Here is a 727-nt window from a genome sequence, read left to right as displayed (position 1 = left end):
GTTCTTTCTTGATGGGAACAAAGAGTTAGAAAAGGCCGTAAGCCAGAGCACCCCAGTATCTGTTGCTCTACTCTCTGTTGACCAAATGCATAACATTCAAGACAAGCACGGCCTGGATGCGCCCGATATCACCATGCGCAATCTAACCACCCTGCTACCAAAGGCATTCAATCGCTTCCAATACGCTCGAATAAACGACTCTGACGTTGCAATACTTATGGCAGGGCTAAGCCTGGAACAAGCAGCAAAGCTTGTAGACGGCTTTAGGGAGCTAGTTGAAGACCATATTGTTATGATAGATGAGTTCAGCTTCAACTTCACTGTTTCAGCAGGAATAACCGAGAACAACAATAACTCTTTAATTGAGCTTTTAAAAAATGCTGACAATCGCCTGTATCTAGCCCGAGAAAATGGTGAAAATCAGGTATGGTTTGAAGACTAAGCAAGTCCTGCAAGATATACTTGCAGCGAAGAGATAGCCCTGACTATACTCTTACAGCACCAACACACCGTGATATTCTGCTTTTGTCACAATAAAAATAAAAACTATCGGGCACAGCAACTGCCTGAAACACAAGAAAGGTAGAACAACAATGAGTAACGCCACACCTTGGTATCATGATTATAGCGACTATATATCTGGCGCTCTTTTCGGGCTGATTACCCTGGATATTTTCATGCTTTTGATTCATGGAATTACTGAGCGCTCTTTATCAGACTACAGCAT

General features: G+C 42.8%; 1 protein-coding gene. It reads left to right on the top strand.

What is annotated here, in order from left to right; all coding sequences use genetic code 11:
- On the top strand, nt 1–442 hold a 442-nt coding region (locus tag A3735_RS28105; protein ID WP_156499988.1), incomplete at its 5' end, for a diguanylate cyclase.
- Between the last annotated feature and the right edge of the window lie 285 nt (nt 443–727).

The organism is Oleiphilus sp. HI0061 (assembly GCF_001635675.1).
The sequence above is the reverse complement of the archived record's forward strand: the minus strand, read 5'-3'. Positions and strand labels throughout refer to the sequence as shown.